Here is a 16,275-nt window from a genome sequence, read left to right as displayed (position 1 = left end):
TTTCTTTTAATGTTACTATTGAGAATAAAATATCGTTTAGCGCTGTTATATAAAACCATTTTGTTTCAATTGGGTTTAGGAAATCATTTGTTGAAAAATCGGTATGGTGAGCGGATTTTAGTTTTTCATAGCCTTGATTTTGACGGAAACACAGACTACAACAGTCGATTCGTTTCGAAGGATTATTTTGAAGCGCTCATTCAATATTTTTTAGAACATTACAACTTGATTTCGTTGGATGATTTTTATGCCCAGAAATTTAAAAAAGACATGTTGAACATAGCGATTACCTTTGATGACGGGCTCAGCAATAACTACGAATTGGCACTTCCAATACTCGAAAAATATAAAGTTCCTGCAACGTTTTTCATCACAACAATTCCCGAAAACAAAAAGATTATTTGGTCTGATTTTCTCGATTTGGTAACCTATTATACCCCAAAAAAAGAAATCCTTTTCAATGGAAATTACTTTCGCAAAAACCATAAAAAGGAATTTGCCTACCAAGGCATCACTTTAAAAAATTATTGTACGAAGCTAGACTATGAAAAAATCAAATTGCTGTATGAAGTTTTTGAAGAAGATTGGAACAATATCAATTCGCCACAACTCGAAACCTATTGGAAATTAATGTCACAAGAACAACTTCAGGAAATTGCTCAAAATCCTTTGTTTACAATTGGTGCCCATGCCATGACGCATGCCAATTTAGTAGCGATATCCAAAGAAAAAGCGCAGCAAGAAATACGGTATAGCAAGACGATTTTGGAGGATATTATAAAAAATAAGATTACAGCCTTTGCTTTTCCCTTCGGAACTTATACGGATGAATTGGTTGACCATTGCGAGGAAATAGGGTTTTCAAAAATCCTGTTGCTTGATTATAATGTTGAAAAAGACAGCCGTAAATCCGCGTTGAAAAATCGATTTGTGATCAATCCGTATATTTCCAAGAACCAACTTTTGGCTTGTTTACTAAAAGGCAGTTACCGATAATTTATGGAATATTCGATCAAACCTTTCACAAAAAACAACATTCATGATTTGTATGTACTGTATCAACAAGTATATAGAAAGTCGCTTTTGCGTGGTCTTTTAGAGAAAAAGTTTGATGCTTCGTATCTTGAAAAAGATTATTATGGTTACTTCGCTTATGATGGCCAAAAACCCATTGCTTTCTATGGTGTGATTCCGGTTTTGATGCGCTATAAAAATCAAACTGAAATGGCCGCGCATTCGGTCAATACGATGACTCATCCGAATTATCGTGGAAAAGGATTGTTTACAAAATTGGCGAAACAAACCTATGATTTGTTACAAACGTCCGGAATTAGTTTCGTCTGGGGATTTCCAAATCAGCATTCTGAACCTGGTTTTTTGAATAAACTCGATTGGAAATATTCTGAGCGAATCAATGGTTATTCGACTCGAGTTGCTCGATTTTCGATAGAAAATTTGGTCAAAAAAAATAATGCCACAGCCGTTGTTTATCAAAAATATTGTGGTTGGATTTTTAATCAATACAAAGTAGACAGAATCCTTCAAACCAATGCGATGATGCCCGAAAATGCCGTTACGGTTGACCGAAATAAAAATTATTATCGTTATAAATCTTTTTCCGGAAGTTTTGTAATCGAGCTTGAAGGTTGCTTGTTCTGGATCAATATTAAAAACGGATTGTATCTTGGAGATGTTGAAGCGATTTCTGAAGCGCGTTTTACCAAAGCACTTCAAAAGTTAAAACAACTTTGTCGCAAAGCCGGCATTAGCGAAATCATCATGCAAACCTCGCCACATACGACTATTGATCTTTGGATGCAAAACCAAAAATGGAATACTTTCGATTCTTGGATTGCAGGTTATATGAATTTAAATTCCAACTTCCCGTTGGAAAATCTAAAATTTACTTTGGGCGATGTCGATATTTTTTAAAAGAGAAAGAACCTATAATATGATGCATCTGATTGATTATTTCTGGACAAAAAAACACAAAGAGTTTGTGCAGTTGCCGCTTATAGAAAGTGAGCAGCAGCCTGTAGAAATCGAATTGAATCACCGGAAATATTATGGTACTGTTTTTCATTTGTTATATGAGCCTCAAATTATAGGCGTTACGATTCCAAGAGATTTAAAAGTCGACGACGCATTACAAGAAATAAAAAAACTAACGATTCTCAACGAAAACAAACAACCCATTATCGTATGGCAAGTCACATTTGAAAATTGTATTCCGTTGGGAGAAGAAACCGTCGTTATTTTTAAAGTGGATTTTGCTACCCTGAATGTCGGATGGCTACAAAAACTATACATCAACCGATTTTACAAAAGAGCTTTAAAAAAGAACAACTTCGTCATTAAAACTTTTAACGCGGTCATTTTTAATAAAATTCTTTCGTTTTTTTATTATCCAAAAGCCGTTTTTTTAATCAGCACGAAAGCCGAAAAAACCAAAAATTCGTTTCCGGTAGACACTTGCCGCCAAATTGAAAATCACTTTATTTTTGGTGTCAGAGCTTCTAATAAAATCATGAATCAAGTGATTATCGGTGGTGTTTTTTCGATTGGTTTTTCTGATTTTTATAAAGAAAACGCCATTTATGAACTTGGGAATTACACCACTGAAAAAAATGAGATTGCCTATATTGAAAATCCGCAGTATGCTATTCAAATTCCCAATATCGTTTCAAAATATTGCTGGGTCGAATTAACCCAAATATATTCCTATCAAACACAAAATATTTATACCGCGAAAATGGTTTCAGAAGAAATGATCATCAACCGATCGCCTTTTTTATCACATATCCATAAGTTTTGGTTGATCAAAAAACAAAGAAGTCGATCGTATAACATTTAATCTTTTAAAATCATATCTTTAATAAAAGACACCTTGCAAAAAAACAAATGAAAATCATTACTACAATACAAAACATCCATGCGGTAATTCCCGAAACTAAAAGAAAAAGTTTTCGGAAGTTTTTGTATGGTGCTGTTGTTTTTAGTTTTTTGGATCTGATTTCGATTGCTTACCTCGTTCCGGCGATTCTGATATTGCTAGACAAAAACAAACTCGCAACTTACTTTAAGGAACAGCAGCTTCCGATAGATATTTTGAGCCCAAATACTTTGCTCTTCGGTGTGCTCCTTTTAGTGGTTTTCTATGTTATTAAAAACCTTTTACAAGCGCAATATAATGTTCGGTTGTATAGGTTTCTATACGATTTGTCGCATGCGTTATCGATGGATATTCTTGAAAAATATTTAAATGGTGATTATTTGTCTTTTCAAGAACAAGAAAAAGGGGCTTTGATCCAAAATACAACGACCGCTACGCGCGATTTTGCTACGAGTTTGCTTGCATCATTATTGCTTTTGGTTTCTGAAAGCCTCACTTTTATCAGTATTTTAATGGTGCTGTTGATTTGCTATTTCAAATTGACATTGGTGGTTTTAATGGCTATTGGCTTTTTCGCTTTATTGATTTTCAAGTTGAAAAAAGCGGAAATGAATTTAATCAATACCACTTATAAAGAAGCTTCATCCAAAGCCAATGCGGAATTATTGAATATTTTAGATGGTTACATTGAAATCAAAAGCGCCGGGAACCAACAGTCATTTTTAAGCAAATTTAAAACCCACAACCAATCACTCAATCGCGTTACGAGCTTATTGACTTCTTCTTCGAGTAACTATTCGAAATACTTAGAATTGTTTCTGATTATTGGCATTGCCGGATTGATTTTTTATAATTTCTTTTCGACCGGAAATGGCGAAAACTTTGTGTTGATTTCCGTTCTGGCCGCTTTGAGCATCAAGATAGTGCCTTCTTTGAGTAAGATTTTGAATGCCATCACGATGGTCAATGCTCATTTTTACAGCGTTGCAATATTGCAAAAAGCACAAAAAGCAAATAGAACGACTACGGTTTATTCAAAATTTGAAAACCATATAACATTCCGCGATATTGCTTTTGAATACAACAACAAGATTCCGGTATTTGAAGGCATCAATTTCACGATAAAAAGAGGCGATATCATTGGAATAAAAGGAATTACGGGCGCCGGAAAAACCACTTTCTTACATTTGGTTGCCGGATTATTAATGCCAAATAAAGGCAGCATTACTATTGATAATCAACCCGTAAAAAGCCACCCGTTTTTTCCATTTATCAGTTATGTTGCGCAACAACCGTTCTTATTTCACGGTTCATTGTTGGAAAACATTACGATGCGACAAACTGCTGCAAAAATCGATTTTGAATACATTGACTATTTACTTGAAAATCTAGAACTCAAAGAATTAATCCAAAACCAGTCACATGGATTGGAAACCATAATACAACACAATACCGCGAAATTATCAGGCGGACAAAAGCAACGACTGGCTTTATTAAGGGCTTTATATCAAAAACCGCAACTCTTGATTTTAGACGAAGCGACCAACCAACAAAACGAAGAACTAGAAATAAAACTCTATGATTTTATTCGAAAAATTGCAGCATCAACCAATATGGCAGTGCTTATCGTGTCACATAATCCAGCGATCAATTCGTTTTGTGAACAGACTTATGTTTTAGAAAAAAGCAGTTTATCAATAACCCGCACCCAGAAATCATCATGAAAAAGCTGTTGGTTATTTCCCCGAGTTTCCCAAAAGATGCGAGCGAAAGTCATGTGATTCCATTTTTGCAGCATGTATTTTTAGCTTTCAAAGAACAATACCAAGATGTCGAATTGACAATTGTCGCCATTCACAAACCGTTGCTTGAAAAGCCTTATGATTGGAATGGCATCAAAATCATTCCGCTGCAAGGCAATGACATCAAGTATCCTTTGAAAGTAGTATTTCTTTTGAAATCATTTTATAAACTACATCGGCTGGTTAAAGCCAACCAATATGATGGTATTTTAAACTTATGGCACAACGAATTCAGTGTATTCACTCAGGTATTCCGGTGCAAAAAATTCACCTGGATGCTGGGGCAGGATGTCAAAAAAGACAATGTCTATTTGCGTTATTTCAAACCCAATCCGAACAAAATCATGACGTTGTCAAATTACAATAATGAAGCGCTTTATAAGTCTGCCGCCATTCGTGCACACAAAATAATTCCGATGGCCATTAATGAAAACCTGTTTCCGCCTCTTAATAACGAGCAACGCTACATTGATGTTTTTGGTGCGGGATTTTTATCGCCATTGAAAAACTACAAATTCTTTCTCGAAATCATTCTGGCTTTAAAAGCAATAAAGCCCAACATCAAAGCCGAATTGGCTGGAATGGGTGAGCAAGAGCAAGATTTAAAACGTTTCGTAGCAGAAAACAATCTCGAAGACAATGTTACTTTTTTAGGAATGATTTCACACGCTGCAACTTTGGATAAAATGAACCATTCCAAAATATTTTTGCATACTTCTCTTTTTGAAGGTGGTTCGACGGTGTATTTTGAAGCATTGTATTCGGGCTGCCAGCTCATCGGCACACTTCCGATGATGGATAAGCCAATTGAGAATTTTCATTTTCATGAAATCAAAATGGATATTGTGGATAAAATAAGTGTATTGCTAGAAAACCTGCCTCCGGCCAAGCGCGTTCGATATTATTCGATGGATTTTGTTTGCAAAGAAATTTATGACCTATACTATAAATCAGCATAAAGATGATGAATCACTTCCGACGTTTTTTTACCAATAGCTTGAAAAGAGAGCTTTCCCACGAATATTTCACGGGTTTTTTTTCGTTCAGACTCAATATTGATTCCGGTTAGTTCGGTTAATTTTTGAGCCAAGTGCATTGGATTTCCTTTGTTGAATAATTTCCCAACAGCGCCATTTTCGGTCATGTATTCAAATGATGGAATGTTACTCACAATTGGAACGCAGCCACAAGCCATCGCTTCTGCCAAAGCCACGCCACTGCCTTCGGAATGAGAACAGGAAACAAAAAAATCCGAGGCATTAAACCAATATTCCAATTGAGCATTCTTGATTTTTCCTTTAAGAAAAACAAAAGATTCCAAGTGATTTTGGGTGATGAAGGTTTCCATCTCGGATAATAAATCGGTTTTGTTATAAAACAGATACAGTTCGAATATGTTGCCTTGATTTTTATAAAATTGAAAAGCTCTGAGTAAGCACATCGGGTCTTTATTTTCATCAAGGTTTCCCACCCAAATGAAGATTTTTTTTTCAGTTGTGATTCCGAGTTTTGCCCTAGCGGTTTTTTTATCAAAAAGCTCAAATGAAGTGGAGCATTCCATGATTTCAAAAACGGAATCTTTTGATGGAATTATTTTGTTTTCAATAAAAGCAGACGCTTGTTCTTGCGTAACAAACAAATAACCATCAGCCTGAGAATAAGCGATTCTTTGGATTAAAGATTTTAATTTATTTTTAGAAGGATTGCCCGCATGATGTTGAATGATCCATTTGAAGTTTTTCCCTAAAAGGAATTTTAAGAATAGAAATCTAAAAGGAAATGAAAATCCGTGAAATAAAACAATGGCTGGTTTTTGAGAATGAAGAAATCGAAACAAGCGCAAGCTGTCATTTAGATGGTATCGATAAAGTTTATAGCGGTCAAATGCTTCACTTGAATCGCCAAAGCGAACAATTGTAGTATGGATATTTTTATCCAAGAAATCAAGATAACCCAAAGAGTGCGGCGTGAAATCAATCTCTTCCTGAATCGATTTTATATTCCTGTTGTAAACCGAAATATCAATGAAGTTCACGCTATTAGTGTTAAACATCCACCAAATTTAAAAAAAATATTTAAAATGCCTATTTTTGTTATGAAGGAGTCTAAATTAAATCTATATCGCTAATCCCATGGTCGAAAGAGTTTTGAAATATGCCAATAAAAAGATGCTCCCGGAGCATTATTTTTTCTCGCCCGAATGGATTGTTTTGGGGGTTAACAACACCTGTAATCTGCACTGCAAAATGTGTGATGTAGGTACCCAAAGTTTAGAGACAAACTTCGCCACCAATTTAGTCGGCACCACACCACTCAACATGCCAATGGAGCTTTTTGAAAAAATAGCGGATCAAACGCAACGTTATTTTCCAAAAGCAAAATTAGGCTTTGCATTTACGGAACCTTTGGCCTATCCGGGAATTGTAAAAGCTGTTGAATATGCAACCAAAAAAAATCTATATACGGCAATAACCACAAATGCTTTATTGCTGCCTAACAAAGCGGAAGCCTTAGTTAAAGCAGGACTTAGTGAAATATACGTTTCGCTCGACGGATTGGAAATGACGCACAATATGATTCGCGGCAACGAAAAATCTTTTCAAAAAGCACTCGAAGGGATTCGGAAATTATTTTCGTTTCCGAACCATCCAAAAGTATCTATTGTGAGTGCAATCACCGAATGGAATGTAGATAATTTGAAACTGTTTGCTGATTATTTTAAAGATTTGCCTTTGCATGAAATTGGATTCATGCACACCCAATTTGGAGAACCTGCGATTGCGATTGCCCATAATAAAATATGGGGAAATACTTATCCCGCAACGGAATCTAATTTGGATGAAATGAGCCTCAACAATATGGATTTACCACTTCTTTTAGAACAGATACAAAAGATAACGCAAGAAAAATATCCTTTTAAAATTTACTTTTCCCCGGAAATCCATGATTTAGAAAGTTTAGAAACGTACTACCACAAATCTGAGGTAATTCTCGGCAAAAGATGCGAAGCGGTTTATTCGAGCATCATGATCAAATCGGATGGTTCGGCTATTCCGGCACACGGCAGGTGTTATAATTTGAAAGTTGGAAACCTATACGACACCTCGCTAGAAGACATTTGGAATTCTAAGGTTTTTGGGAAATTCCGCAAAGACCTTCGAGATGCCGGTGGATTTCTTCCGGCTTGCAGTCGCTGTTGTAGCGCCTTTTAATTATGAAAAATAAAACCATCATATTCAATCCGCGCAGCGCCAATGGCAAGCATCGCATTCCAAATTCGATTCTGCAAGTTGGCGCATCGATTCATGATAAATACGACTATGTTTTTGTGGACGGCAATCTCGAAAAAGATCCATGGCAAACTATTGAAAACTATTTGAAAACCGGTGAATTCAAATACTTCGGTTCGACGGTCATGCCCGGCCCACAATTGCGTCAGGCGATTCCATTCACAAAAAAAATAAAGGAACAATATCCTGATATCGTTACGGTTTGGGGCGGATATTTTGCATCGAATCAATATAAAGTAGCACTCAATTCCGGTGTTGTAGATTATGTCATCAATGGTCCTGGCGACAATACTTTCCCAGAACTCATCAAAACCATTGAAGCCAATGAAACCGAAGCATTGGTTTTAATCAAAAACCTGATTTATAAAAATGCTCAAGGTGAAATCGTTAAAACGGCTGTCGAAGCTTTACTCGATCAAGATACATTGCCGAAGTTTCCTTATGATTATTTGAATTCGTTTTATCCTGTCAAAAATTATCTCGCGAAAACCTTTATGGGCAACAAAACCTTGTCTTACCATTCGAGTATGGGTTGTCCGTTTTCGTGTTCGTTTTGTGCGGTCGTTCCAATTTTTAATGCCAAATGGAAAGGCATGTCGGCTTCAAGAATCTATGAAGATGTGAAATATTTCAGAGACCTATATGGTATTGATGCGATTGAATTTCACGACAATAATTTCTTCACGGCTAAAAAAAGAGTGCTCGAATTTTCGGAATTGATCATGAATGACAATATCAGTTATTGGGGCGAAGGGCGTATCGATACGATTAATATGTATAGCGACGACGATTTGAAACTCATGCGAAAAGCCGGTTGCAAAATGATTTTTCTTGGTGCCGAAACGGGAAACGATGCCGTTTTGAAACAGATGAATAAAGGCGGAACACAATCGGGACAAATGATTAAAGATTTTGTATTGCGCATGAAAAATGCCGACATCATTCCTGAATTATCATTTGTTTTAGGCATGCCCGCCAAAACGGAGAAAGAAGTTTATGATCAGATTTTGTGGGATATCAATTTCATCAAAGAAATCAAAGTCATCAATCCTGATGCGGAAATCATCATTTATCTTTTTAGTCCAGTGCCGACGGAAGGTTCGGAATTGTACAAGCAAATTCTCGAAGCCGGTTTTTCATTTCCCGAACATTTGGAAGATTGGATTTCGCCGAGTTGGGAAAATTTCGATCTCAGAAAAAACCCACTGACGCCTTGGCTCAAACCGTATATGATTGATACGATTAAAAATTTCGAAACAGTGTTGAATGGGTATTATCCGACAGTTTCTGATTTTAGAATCAAGGGTTACAAAAGACAAATTCTTAGAACCATTTCGAGTTTGCGTTACCAAAGTAATTTTTATCATCATCCATATGAAATTAAGGCTTTGCACAAACTTTGGAAATACCGTCAACCTGAAATAGAGGGATTTTATTCAGAGTAATTTTTCATATACCACAAATCTCTTTGCGTCTTTGCGCCTTTGCGAGAAAAGATAAAATCTCGCAAAGACGCGGAGACGCAAAGTTTAAAATTTAGATTTTAAAAAATTCATGAAAGCCATTATTAAAAGAATCCTCAGTCCAATATTGCAAAAAGCCAGTGCTGTTTATTTGAAAAAGCGCCGAAAATATTCATATAATAACATTACTGTTTGGGTCGAGCCGACTGTGTTTCCGCCATTCATTACCATTAGCACAAAACTGTTGTTGGATTTTATCGACACGCTTTCGCTCAAAGACAAAACGGTTTTAGAATTGGGTTGCGGTTGTGGTATAATTTCAATTTTAGCGGCGCAAAAAGGAGCAGTCGTTACGGCAACCGATATTAATGATGTGGCGTTGTCAGCTTTACATCAAAATGCAAAAGACAATCTGGTTTCAATGGCTATTCTCCAATCTGATTTATTCGAAAAACTGCAAGGAAAAACATTCGATTACATTATCATGAATCCGCCGTATTATCCTAAAAGCCCAACTTCGATTGCTGAAAATGCTTGGTTTTGTGGAGAAAATTTCGAGTATTTTGAAAGGCTTTTTCAACAGCTTCCAGCATATTTAAATGCAACCAACACAACTTACATGATTCTTTCAGAAGATTGTGAACTCGAAAAAATAAAAGCGATAGCATTACAAAATGACATCGCTTTCGATTTGATATTGGAAAAAAAGGTGGCCTTAGAATCCAATTTTATTTTTGAATTGAAAAAACTATAATTTTCTGGTAGATTCGCGTTGTCGCAATTCCGTTCTGATAATGGTTGTCGCAAAAGGCAGTTCTTCGTCTTCTTTACTTTCCAATCTTTTAATAAGCAATCGGGCAGCAGCTTCACCAATTTCCGGCCCATGTTGGCTCACCGTTGACAAACTCGGCGTTAACCTTCTTGACCAAACGCCATCGGCAAAACCAATAATCGAAATTGCTTCGGGAATTTTGTATCCTTTTTTCAATGCCATTTTGATGGCGGTTACAGAAGCATGCTCGTCTAAAGCAAAAACAGCATCAATTTTTTGGTTGTTAAATAGAGCTTGCGCTTTGATGTCGAAATCAGTTTCTGAATCGGAGCGTATGATTATTTCTTGATTGACTTTAATATTATTCAATTCCAATGCTTTGAAATAACCGTCGGCTCTGAGTTTTCCAACACTTAAATTATCAATGGCGGAAAATAATGCGATGTTTTTACAACCCAATTTGATTAGATGTTGCGTGGCATCTTGAGCTGAATCAAAATCATCGACGATCACTTTGTCACATTCCACTTGATCCGAAATACGATCGAACATCACAATCGGAGTTCCGCTATTGATAATCTCATTGAAGTGATTGTACTCTTGCAATTTTTGCGCTTCTTCTGAAACCGACAATATAAATCCGTCAATCGTACCATTGTTTAAAACCTCCAAGGTGCTGATTTCCTTTTCAAGCGATTCGTTAGAAATACAAGTAATCACGTTATATCCTTTTTCCTCAGCCACTTTTTCAATCCCTGTAAACACTTTGGCAAAAAACGGATTGAGTATATTAGGAATAATCACGCCTATGGTTTTCGTCTTTCTATTTTTAAGATTCAAACCAATAACATTGGGCTTGTAGTTTTTGAGTTTGGCGTATTCCTTAATCTTGATTTTGGTTTGTTCACTAATTTCCGGGCTGTCATTCAATGCTTTCGAAACGGTAGAAACCGATACGTGAAGTTCTTTGGCGATTTGTTTTAAGGTGGCTTTCGATTTCATATCTCTTAATTTGAATCGTAAAAATAAGAAACTAAATTGATAAACAGGTCGATGCATTTCGGTTTCAGGATTTACGATAAATATATCGCTGATAATATCTATTCCTTAAAAAAACGCTTAGGATTTAGGATTAAGTATGACATATTGTGAATATTTAGTGTCACCGTTTTGAAGAATTTCACAAGTTATAGCTTGAATTCTACAAGTATTCATAAAGTACAAAGAGGAACTTTACCATAATCAAAAAAAAGGTCATTAAAAAATTGGAAGGAAATCTAAAGTTTAACTGTAAATTAAAGAAATACCAATCAAATTCAATATTTCAAAGCTCTCATTTTGATTAATTAACGGAATGTGAATATTAAACTCTAAATTATGAAAAATGAAGTAAAAGTTCATGAAGTTCATCCTGTGCGCTATCACACTGACAGGAGAAATTTTTTAAAAATCAGCGGCTTGTCAGCAGTCGGAGTAGGTTTACTTTTGGTGGGATGTAACAATGATGATGACAACACCACTATACCAGCTGCATCACAACTTCCAGGTGTCAGAAATGGTGTGTTTGATTTGGGCGGTGGCGATTTAGGAGTCCTGACTTACGCCTATGCTTTAGAGCAACTTGAGGCTGACTTTTACACTAAAGTGGTCAACAGTTCTCAATTTACGACCATTTTTAACGCCGACGAACAATCAGTCTTGACGGATTTGTATCGTCATGAAGTCATCCACAGAGAATTTTTTAAAACTGCGTTGACCGGAGCGTTGCCTGATCCAGGAACACAATTGCTTCCTGCATTGGCCTTTAATTACGATTCTGTAAACTTTAATAGTCGTAGCAGTGTGCTTAATACTGCGAAAGCATTGGAAGACACAGGAGTCGGCGCATATAATGGCGCAGGAAAAATAATCACAAATCCTGACTATTTGTTAATTGCGGGGAAAATTGTTTCAGTTGAAGCAAGACACGCATCGGCCATTAGGAATTTGCTAAATCCCGGTTCGGTAGATTTTGCCGGAGATGATATCGTGGATCCAATTACCGGGCTTGATACTGCTAAAGTACCTTCACTGGTAATCCCTGTTGCCGACCCATTCATCACGACACAATTCACAGCGATGTATTTACCATAAAATTAATTTAAAAAAATAAAAATCATGAATATCTCAAAATTATTAGAGATTTTTTCCGACGATAATTTGATGACCGGAAAAGCCTCAAGAAGAGAAAGTTTTGGACAGTTTGGAAATATTGGTAAAAAAATAGCATTCGCTTCTATTCCTTTTGGGCTTTCCGCTTTATCAAACAAAGCATTCGCTTCTGATATTGGCCCAACGCCAAACACACCGACCGGTGCTTTACAGTTGGCGTTGACGCTTGAATACCTCGAAAAAGAATTTTATCAAATTGGTCTTGACACAGTAGGTTTGATTTCTCTCGCTGACCGTACGGTAATCGCGAAAATTTCACAGCATGAAAATGCCCATGTGGATTATCTTATAGCTGGTCTGGGTGGCACTGCAAGTGCAAATTTTGTCCCAAAACCAACTTTTGATTTTACCGCTGGCGGTGCGTTTCCAGATGTTTTTTCAAACCCAGCTACTTTTATGGCAGTTGCACAGGCATTTGAAGATACGGGGGTTAGAGCATATAAAGGACAGGCTGGCAACTTGCTTGGTACAGATCTTCTTACTGTCGCGCTTCAAATACATTCCGTTGAAGCACGCCACGCTTCTCAAATCAGAAGAATGCGAGGTCAGAAAGGATGGATCGGAGGAGCCACCGGAGCTTCTAATGGTATAGATTCCCGTGCCGATGCAAACTATGTCGGCGAGGAAAATACCATGCAGGCAGGATTTAACACTTCAACTGTAAATAATGGCTCTTTAGGACCGGCAATTCCGGGATTTGCTGGTGCGGAATCATTTGATGAAGCTTTAAATACACAGCAAGTAGTTACAATTGCAAATCTATTTATCGTTTGATACCAGAATTGATATATTATAAAGCCATCTATAATTATTTAGGTGGCTTTTTTTATGCTGTATAAAAGTCTGATTTACAAAAAAAATGACGAGCCAAAAAAAACCTTAAAATAATCTTTTACAGCTATTTGGATTTAAAATAAAATAATGTACTTTTGCAACCCCTTTATTGGGGATGGAATGTTTAATTAAAATAATATTATGGACGCATTAAGCTACAAGACAATGTCAGCCAACAAAGCCACGGTAACGAAAGAGTGGATTGTTGTAGATGCTGATGGTCACAACTTAGGTCGTCTTGCTTCAAAAGTCGCTATGATTTTGAGAGGTAAGTACAAACCAAGTTACACACCACACGTGGACTGCGGAGATAACGTCATTGTTATCAACTCAGAAAAAATTAACCTTACGGGTACAAAAATGGATGACAAAATTTACATGCGTCATACAGGCTATCCAGGAGGACAAAGAACTTTAACTGCTAAAGTATTGCAATCAAAAAACCCTGCATTATTAGTAGAAAAAGCGGTGAAAGGTATGTTGCCTAAAAACAAATTAGGAGCAGAACTTTTCAGAAATTTAAATGTTGTTGTAGGTTCAGAGCACAAACAAGGCGCTCAAAAACCTAAAACAGTTAACCTTAACGATCTTAAGTAATGGCAGTAATTCACAAAATCGGTAGAAGAAAAACCGCTGTGGCACGTGTTTACGTTTCGGAAGGAACAGGTAAAATCACCGTGAACAAAAAAGAATTTGCAACTTATTTCCCAACGGCTACATTACAGTACAAAGTATTACAACCAATGTCTATGACAGAAAACGTAAACAACTTTGACGTAAAAGTAAACGTATACGGAGGTGGTTCAACAGGTCAAGCAGAAGCTGTTCGTATGGCTTTGGCTAGAGTAATGTGTGAAGTTGGCGAAGGAAACAGAGCTATCTTAAAACCAGAAGGTTTATTAACAAGAGACCCAAGAATGGTAGAACGTAAAAAATTCGGTCAGAAGAAAGCTCGTAAGAGATTCCAATTCTCTAAACGTTAATATTGCCTGTCTTGTCTATTGGGCAAGACATCAGATTAGTAAAATTAAAAACAATGTTGTTGTTGTCCTGATTCATCAGGAAATTAGTTTAGCATCTAAATTTTTAAGACCATCGCAAGAGCTACTTAGAAATTGCTAATTCAACAGAACGTAAACTAAGAAAAAAATGTCACAAAAAGTAGAAGTAAAAGAATTACTAGAAGCAGGTGTTCACTTCGGACACATGACTAGAAAATGGGACCCGAACATGGCTCCTTACATTTATATGGAACGTAATGGAATTCACATTATCAATCTATATAAAACTGCAGCTAAAATTGAAGAGGCTAACGAAGCCATGAAAAAAATTGCTGCATCAGGTAGAAAAATCTTATTCGTTGCTACCAAAAAACAAGCAAAAGATATCGTTGCTGAAAAAGCAAAAGCTGCCAACATGCCTTACATCACTGAAAGATGGCCAGGCGGAATGTTGACCAACTTCGTAACCATCCGTAAAGCCGTTAAGAAAATGGCTTCTATTGATAAAATGAAGAAAGACGGAACATTCATGACCCTTTCTAAAAAAGAGCGTTTGCAAGTAGATCGTCTTCGTGCTAAATTAGAGAAAAACCTAGGTTCAATCGCTGATATGTCTAGACTACCAGCTGCATTGTTCGTAGTAGATATAAAAGCTGAGCATATCGCCATAAAAGAAGCACAAAAATTAAACATTCCAGTTTTCGCAATGGTAGACACAAATTCTGATCCACGTGAAGTGGATTACGTAATCCCTGCCAATGATGATGCTTCTAAATCAATCGATAAAATTTTATCTTTAGTGACTGCTGCCGTTATCGACGGACTTTCTAACAGAAATGCTGATGCCATTCCGGAAGAAAACGCTGAAGAAGTTGCTGAAGAAACTACAGCAGTAGTAGCTGAAGCTCCAATTGTTGAAGCTGCTCCGGTAGTAGAAGAAGTGGTTGCTGAAGTAGCTGCTCCTGAAACTGAAGAAGCTGAAAAAACAGAAGAATAAAACAAAACAATTACGAATTATGAATTAGGAATTATGTTTAGGCGTAATTCCTAATTTGTAATTCGTAATTCATTTTAACTTTAAAAATCATGGAAAAAATGGCAACAATTACTGCTGCAGACGTAAATAAATTAAGAACCATCACCGGTGCCGGAATGATGGATTGCAAAAAAGCATTGGTTGAATCAGACGGAGATTTCGATTTAGCAATTGAAAACCTACGTAAAAAAGGACAAAAAGTAGCGGCCAACCGTTCTGACAGAGAATCTACAGAAGGTGCTGCGATTGCTATTGTAAATGCTGACAAAACTGCTGGTGTAGTGATCACATTAAATTGCGAAACGGACTTCGTTGGAAAAAATGAAGGTTTCGTAAAATTAGCTACAGACTTAGCCACTTTGGCTTTGAACTTCGATACAAAAGAAGCTTTCTTGGCTGCTGATTTCAACGGAATCACTGTAGCTGAAAAATTAATCGAGCAAACCGGTGTAATCGGAGAAAAAATCGAAATCGGTTCTTTCGAAAGATTGTCTGGTGCTTTTGTTGGATCTTACATCCACGCCGGAAACAAAATTGCTACTTTGGTAGCACTTTCTGCTAACGTTGCCGGAGCTGAAGAAGCTTCAAGAAACGTAGCAATGCAAGCTGCAGCTATGAACCCAATCGCTTTAGACGAAGCTGGAGTTGATGCTGATACCATTGCAAAAGAAATCGAAATTGCTAAAGATTTGTTGCGTCAAGAAGGAAAACCTGAAGCTATGATCGAAAATATTGCGAAAGGGAAATTAGGTCGTTTCTTCAAAGACAATACTTTGGTAAATCAAGATTACATCAAAGACAGTGCAATGAGTGTTTCTGCTTACATAAAATCAGTTGACACAAACTTAACCGTTACCGGATTTAAGAGAGCAGCATTAGGATAATCCCCTATTTTACTTAAATATTTAAAAGAGATGTTGAATAAATTTTAGCATCTCTTTTTTTATTGTGTAATTTAAAAAAAAGTTATAAA

The 16,275-nt window shown here is 36.6% G+C and carries 16 protein-coding genes; 14 read left to right on the top strand and 2 right to left on the bottom strand.

Annotation, left to right across the window (positions count from 1 at the left end):
• The first annotated feature begins 9 nt into the window (after positions 1 to 9).
• From RMO03_RS13935 to RMO03_RS13915, 5 genes are read left to right on the top strand one after another with little or no spacing between them, the layout of a single operon-like run.
• Positions 10 to 996, top strand: a complete 987-nt coding sequence (locus RMO03_RS13935) for a polysaccharide deacetylase family protein (protein WP_309642715.1) — start codon at positions 10 to 12, stop codon at positions 994 to 996.
• A 3-nt stretch (positions 997 to 999) separates the two neighbouring features.
• On the top strand, positions 1,000 to 1,932 hold the full coding sequence (locus tag RMO03_RS13930) for a GNAT family N-acetyltransferase (protein ID WP_309642714.1): 933 nt from the start codon (positions 1,000 to 1,002) through the stop codon (positions 1,930 to 1,932).
• Positions 1,916 to 2,854, top strand: coding sequence for a hypothetical protein (locus tag RMO03_RS13925; protein WP_309642713.1), 939 nt, complete (start codon positions 1,916 to 1,918; stop codon positions 2,852 to 2,854). Before RMO03_RS13930 ends, RMO03_RS13925 begins: the two co-directional genes overlap by 17 nt.
• Positions 2,855 to 2,901: 47 nt before the next feature.
• A complete protein-coding gene (locus RMO03_RS13920) occupies positions 2,902 to 4,617 on the top strand; it encodes an ABC transporter ATP-binding protein (RefSeq protein WP_309642712.1) in 1,716 nt (571 codons plus the stop codon).
• Positions 4,614 to 5,654, top strand: coding sequence for a glycosyltransferase family 4 protein (locus tag RMO03_RS13915; RefSeq protein ID WP_309642711.1), 1,041 nt, complete (start codon positions 4,614 to 4,616; stop codon positions 5,652 to 5,654). Before RMO03_RS13920 ends, RMO03_RS13915 begins: the two co-directional genes overlap by 4 nt.
• On the opposite strand, the gene RMO03_RS13910 is transcribed toward RMO03_RS13915, so the two are convergent.
• The gene (locus tag RMO03_RS13910) at positions 5,639 to 6,748 is read right to left on the bottom strand and encodes a glycosyltransferase family 4 protein (protein WP_309642710.1); all 1,110 of its coding nucleotides are present in this window, start codon (positions 6,746 to 6,748) and stop codon (positions 5,639 to 5,641) included. The two genes, RMO03_RS13915 and RMO03_RS13910, sit on opposite strands and share 16 nt — an antisense overlap.
• 79 nt (positions 6,749 to 6,827) lie before the next feature.
• Here RMO03_RS13910 and RMO03_RS13905 point away from each other — a divergent pair, with 79 nt between their 5' ends.
• The 3 genes from RMO03_RS13905 to RMO03_RS13895 all read left to right on the top strand — a co-directional run bounded on the left by RMO03_RS13905 (position 6,828) and on the right by RMO03_RS13895 (position 10,202).
• Complete coding sequence (locus tag RMO03_RS13905) at positions 6,828 to 7,907, top strand: radical SAM protein (protein WP_309642709.1); 1,080 nt, start codon at positions 6,828 to 6,830, stop codon at positions 7,905 to 7,907.
• 2 nt (positions 7,908 to 7,909) lie between these two features.
• Positions 7,910 to 9,430, top strand: coding sequence for a radical SAM protein (locus RMO03_RS13900; protein ID WP_309642708.1), 1,521 nt, complete (start codon positions 7,910 to 7,912; stop codon positions 9,428 to 9,430).
• Between the two features lie 109 nt (positions 9,431 to 9,539).
• On the top strand, positions 9,540 to 10,202 hold the full coding sequence (locus tag RMO03_RS13895; RefSeq protein WP_309642707.1) for a methyltransferase: 663 nt from the start codon (positions 9,540 to 9,542) through the stop codon (positions 10,200 to 10,202).
• On the opposite strand, the gene RMO03_RS13890 is transcribed toward RMO03_RS13895, so the two are convergent.
• Entirely contained in the window at positions 10,197 to 11,222 is a 1,026-nt protein-coding gene (locus RMO03_RS13890; protein WP_309642706.1) for a LacI family DNA-binding transcriptional regulator, read from the bottom strand. The two genes, RMO03_RS13895 and RMO03_RS13890, sit on opposite strands and share 6 nt — an antisense overlap.
• Before the next feature lie 375 nt (positions 11,223 to 11,597).
• On the opposite strand from RMO03_RS13890, the gene RMO03_RS13885 reads away from it, so the two are divergent.
• The 6 genes from RMO03_RS13885 (at position 11,598) to tsf (ending at position 16,186) form a co-directional block, all read left to right on the top strand.
• The gene (locus tag RMO03_RS13885; protein WP_309642705.1) at positions 11,598 to 12,353 is read left to right on the top strand and encodes a ferritin-like domain-containing protein; all 756 of its coding nucleotides are present in this window, start codon (positions 11,598 to 11,600) and stop codon (positions 12,351 to 12,353) included.
• 24 nt (positions 12,354 to 12,377) lie between these two features.
• Positions 12,378 to 13,205, top strand: coding sequence for a ferritin-like domain-containing protein (locus tag RMO03_RS13880; RefSeq protein WP_309642704.1), 828 nt, complete (start codon positions 12,378 to 12,380; stop codon positions 13,203 to 13,205).
• Between the two features lie 201 nt (positions 13,206 to 13,406).
• Positions 13,407 to 13,862, top strand: coding sequence for a 50S ribosomal protein L13 (gene rplM, locus RMO03_RS13875; RefSeq protein ID WP_309642703.1), 456 nt, complete (start codon positions 13,407 to 13,409; stop codon positions 13,860 to 13,862).
• Positions 13,862 to 14,248, top strand: a complete 387-nt coding sequence (rpsI, locus tag RMO03_RS13870; protein WP_309642702.1) for a 30S ribosomal protein S9 — start codon at positions 13,862 to 13,864, stop codon at positions 14,246 to 14,248. Before rplM ends, rpsI begins: the two co-directional genes overlap by 1 nt.
• A 166-nt stretch (positions 14,249 to 14,414) precedes the next feature.
• Entirely contained in the window at positions 14,415 to 15,263 is an 849-nt protein-coding gene (rpsB, locus tag RMO03_RS13865) for a 30S ribosomal protein S2 (protein WP_309642701.1), read from the top strand.
• Between the two features lie 98 nt (positions 15,264 to 15,361).
• Entirely contained in the window at positions 15,362 to 16,186 is an 825-nt protein-coding gene (gene tsf / locus RMO03_RS13860; protein ID WP_309642726.1) for a translation elongation factor Ts, read from the top strand.
• Positions 16,187 to 16,275 lie beyond the last annotated feature (89 nt).

The sequence above is a fragment of the Flavobacterium sp. genome (assembly GCF_031411595.1).
Classification (GTDB): Bacteria; Bacteroidota; Bacteroidia; order Flavobacteriales; family Flavobacteriaceae; genus Flavobacterium.
Note: the sequence above shows the minus strand (reverse complement) of the source record. Positions and strands in the feature narration are given on the sequence as shown.

Bases quoted from the DNA above. Each gene is read 5' to 3' on its own strand.
- RMO03_RS13935 (WP_309642715.1), top strand. From the start codon at position 10: ATGTTACTATTGAGAATAAAATATCGTTTAGCGCTGTTATATAAAACC.
- RMO03_RS13930 (WP_309642714.1), top strand. From the start codon at position 1,000: ATGGAATATTCGATCAAACCTTTCACAAAAAACAACATTCATGATTTG.
- RMO03_RS13925 (WP_309642713.1), top strand. From the start codon at position 1,916: ATGTCGATATTTTTTAAAAGAGAAAGAACCTATAATATGATGCATCTG.
- RMO03_RS13920 (WP_309642712.1), top strand. From the start codon at position 2,902: ATGAAAATCATTACTACAATACAAAACATCCATGCGGTAATTCCCGAA.
- RMO03_RS13915 (WP_309642711.1), top strand. From the start codon at position 4,614: ATGAAAAAGCTGTTGGTTATTTCCCCGAGTTTCCCAAAAGATGCGAGC.
- RMO03_RS13910 (WP_309642710.1), bottom strand. From the start codon at position 6,748: ATGTTTAACACTAATAGCGTGAACTTCATTGATATTTCGGTTTACAAC.
- RMO03_RS13905 (WP_309642709.1), top strand. From the start codon at position 6,828: ATGGTCGAAAGAGTTTTGAAATATGCCAATAAAAAGATGCTCCCGGAG.
- RMO03_RS13900 (WP_309642708.1), top strand. From the start codon at position 7,910: ATGAAAAATAAAACCATCATATTCAATCCGCGCAGCGCCAATGGCAAG.
- RMO03_RS13895 (WP_309642707.1), top strand. From the start codon at position 9,540: ATGAAAGCCATTATTAAAAGAATCCTCAGTCCAATATTGCAAAAAGCC.
- RMO03_RS13890 (WP_309642706.1), bottom strand. From the start codon at position 11,222: ATGAAATCGAAAGCCACCTTAAAACAAATCGCCAAAGAACTTCACGTA.
- RMO03_RS13885 (WP_309642705.1), top strand. From the start codon at position 11,598: ATGAAAAATGAAGTAAAAGTTCATGAAGTTCATCCTGTGCGCTATCAC.
- RMO03_RS13880 (WP_309642704.1), top strand. From the start codon at position 12,378: ATGAATATCTCAAAATTATTAGAGATTTTTTCCGACGATAATTTGATG.
- rplM (WP_309642703.1), top strand. From the start codon at position 13,407: ATGGACGCATTAAGCTACAAGACAATGTCAGCCAACAAAGCCACGGTA.
- rpsI (WP_309642702.1), top strand. From the start codon at position 13,862: ATGGCAGTAATTCACAAAATCGGTAGAAGAAAAACCGCTGTGGCACGT.
- rpsB (WP_309642701.1), top strand. From the start codon at position 14,415: ATGTCACAAAAAGTAGAAGTAAAAGAATTACTAGAAGCAGGTGTTCAC.
- tsf (WP_309642726.1), top strand. From the start codon at position 15,362: ATGGCAACAATTACTGCTGCAGACGTAAATAAATTAAGAACCATCACC.